This is a genomic window from Ruegeria sp. AP12 (assembly GCF_056540025.1).
This window is the reverse complement of sequence record NZ_JBQFVZ010000024.1, coordinates 1-2539: the sequence shown is the minus strand read 5'-3', so window position 1 is coordinate 2539 and position 2539 is coordinate 1. Positions and strand designations below refer to the sequence as shown.

Sequence of the window (2539 nt, the reverse complement as noted above, 5' to 3'; positions counted from 1 at the left end):
CGCTGGGAGATCGTGCAGGCGCCGCACAACTGGCTTTGTGTCTGCTGACCTTCGCGCTTGTGTTGGCTGTGGCTGAACGCACGCGGCGCGGCAAGGCCAAGTATTATCAAGCGGGCAAGCAACATGCAGCTCTGCCCGCGGCGCAACTGACTGGATGGCGCGCGATCGGTGCTTTTGCCCTCTGCGCCATTCCCGTGTTTTTCGGGTTCCTCCTGCCGGTGGTCGTTCTGTTCGAGATGGGGTTGAAATCCGAGCAGAACCTGCTTTCGCCCCGCTACCTTGGCTTCATTCAGAATTCGCTGATCCTCGCCGGGACGGCTGCTGTCATCACCGTTATTGCGGCCGTCAGTGTTGGGTTCTTTCAGCGTTTGAGACCGGGGCGGCCCTCGACCATCGCGAGCTATATCGCGCGGCTAGGCTATGCGGTGCCGGGCGGGGTGATCGCGGTTGGCCTGCTGGTGCCTTTTGCCAGCTTTGACAACGCGCTGGACGCGTGGATGCGCGCGACATTTGATGTCTCGACAGGCCTGCTGGTGACCGGGTCCATCTGGCTTCTGGTGGCAGCCTATATGGTGCGGTTCCTTGCGGCGGCCCTAAGTGCCTATGAAGGCGGGCAGAGTACGGTTCACGCCAATATGGACGCCGCAGCCCGGTCTTTGGGGCAGACGCCTCTGGGTACACTGAGGCGGGTGCAACTGCCGATCCTGACGCCCTCATTGCTGACGGCCTTGTTGATCGTCTTTGTCGACGTGATGAAGGAATTGCCCGCAACGCTGATCATGCGCCCCTTCAACTTTGACACGCTGGCGGTACAGGCCTACCGGCTGGCCTCAGACGAGCGGCTCGAGGGGGCGGCGGTGCCATCCTTGGTCATTCTGGCCGTTGGATTACTGCCTGTGATCCTGATATGTCGACAAGTCGGACGGCGGTAACACCCGTTGACGAATTATGGCCCGCTTGCGCATCGGGCTTGATTCAGCCGCGTTTTCCGGCAAGGCTTGGGGTATGAACATGCAGCCTCCCAGCCGGTTCCCAACAAACTCGGCCCAGATGCCCGTCGCGTTCGACCGGCGCGAGATGTCCCATATCCTGTCCGTCTATGGTAAGATGGTCGCCGCCGGAGAATGGCGCGACTACGGAATTTCCAACCTGCGCGACATGGCGATTTTTTCGATCTTCCGACGCACCGCCGAGCATCCGATCTACCGGATCGAGAAGCATCCTCGTCTGCGCCAAAAGCAGGGGATGTATTCCGTTGTGGGGATGGACGGACGGATCCTGAAACGCGGCCATGACCTGCGCACGGTCTTGCGGGTATTGGAGCGTAAGCTGATCCGCTCAGTTTCCCCGGATTAGAGCCTTTTATGGGCCGTCACAGGCCCGTCGCCCTGCGCCTGAATGCGCGTGATGGCGTGATCCAAGGATTCATACGCGACTGCCATGTGATGCGCGTTGGCATGCAACAGCATATTCGGCCCGGAAACCCATGCGACATGGCCTTTCCAAAACAACAGATCGCCGCGTTTGGCCTCTGATCCTTCGGGCAGAGTGATACCAAGGGCCTTTTCCTGATCGCCGCTGTCGCCGGGACACGCCATACCGCAGGCCAGCAACCCCACCTGAACCAGCCCAGAACAGTCGATCCCGAACCGACTGTTGCCGCCCCACAGATAGGGTGTGCCTAGAAACAACTCGGCCACAGCGACAGGATCACGGTTCAATTCGGCAATCGGGGCCGTGTGGACTTTTGGGATGAATCCCAGCTCAGTTTCAACAAATCTGTCCGCTTGGGAGAGGGCGTGTACGAAACTTCCGAAGCTTAGCGAGGTCAGATCGCGGGTTTTCATATCCGCCTGTTCATAGGCATGTGTGGCAGGTGCAACAATCCTATGGGTCGTGGTCTGTTGCGGCCCCAATTGGGCCGAGCGAACCCATCCGACATAGCCATCCTTGTCAGCCTTGACACGACTCCACCCGTTTTTCTGCTCTGCAAGCTGTACTGTGTCTCCGAACAGCAACTGACGATCGCGCGGGCCATCAGGGCTGCGCAGCAGGTCAACGACCGGGTCCAAGACGCGTAGGTGGGTCATAGGCCCAAAATCTCGGGCAGTGCGGTCAGTAGGGCGCGTGGGCCTTGCCCCAGACCTCCCTTGCTGCGACCCGGTTGCTTGCTGGGCTGCCAGGAATAGATGTCAAAATGCATGTAATTGCTGTCTTCAACAAATCGGCGCAGGAACAGGGCTGCGGTGATCGACCCCGCGAACCCGCCCGAGGGCGCGTTGTCCAGATCGGCAATGCCAGGTTCGATCATAGTCTCATAGGGTGTGTGGAAGGGCATGCGCCAGACTGGATCAGCGGCTTGGGCGGCAGCTTTGCTCAGCGCCCCGGCGGCGCAGTCGTCATCGGTGTAGAACGGCGCCAGATCGGGCCCAACGGCCACGCGCGCTGCGCCGGTAAGAGTAGCCATCGAGATCACGAGAGCCGGTTTCCCCTCATCCGCCAGCTCCAGCGCGTCGGCCAGAACCAGCCGCCCCTCTGC

Annotated in this window: 3 protein-coding genes and 1 pseudogene; 2 read left to right on the top strand and 2 right to left on the bottom strand. The window is 60.6% G+C overall.

Going from position 1 to position 2539, the window contains the following annotated elements; all coding sequences use genetic code 11:
* Positions 1–932 (top strand): ABC transporter permease (locus ACR0E6_RS20775; RefSeq protein ID WP_480586871.1); only part of this gene is annotated, 932 nt, incomplete at its 5' end.
* Between the two features lie 73 nt (positions 933–1005).
* Positions 1006–1356, top strand: a complete 351-nt coding sequence (locus ACR0E6_RS20770; RefSeq protein WP_170380289.1) for a DUF2794 domain-containing protein — start codon at positions 1006–1008, stop codon at positions 1354–1356.
* Here the strand turns inward: ACR0E6_RS20770 and ACR0E6_RS20765 are convergent.
* Together ACR0E6_RS20765 and ACR0E6_RS20760 are read right to left on the bottom strand one after the other, a co-directional pair.
* The gene (locus tag ACR0E6_RS20765; protein WP_480566127.1) at positions 1353–2090 is read right to left on the bottom strand and encodes a C40 family peptidase; all 738 of its coding nucleotides are present in this window, start codon (positions 2088–2090) and stop codon (positions 1353–1355) included. The genes ACR0E6_RS20770 and ACR0E6_RS20765 overlap by 4 nt on opposite strands.
* Positions 2087–2539, bottom strand: a pseudogene (locus ACR0E6_RS20760) (leucyl aminopeptidase family protein); the annotation flags it as partial. The pseudogene ACR0E6_RS20760 and the gene ACR0E6_RS20765, both read right to left, overlap by 4 nt.

Coding starts and splice junctions, on each gene's coding strand:
- ACR0E6_RS20765 (WP_480566127.1), bottom strand. CDS start 2,090: ATGACCCACCTACGCGTCTTGGACCCGGTCGTTGACCTGCTGCGCAGC.
- ACR0E6_RS20770 (WP_170380289.1), top strand. CDS start 1,006: ATGAACATGCAGCCTCCCAGCCGGTTCCCAACAAACTCGGCCCAGATG.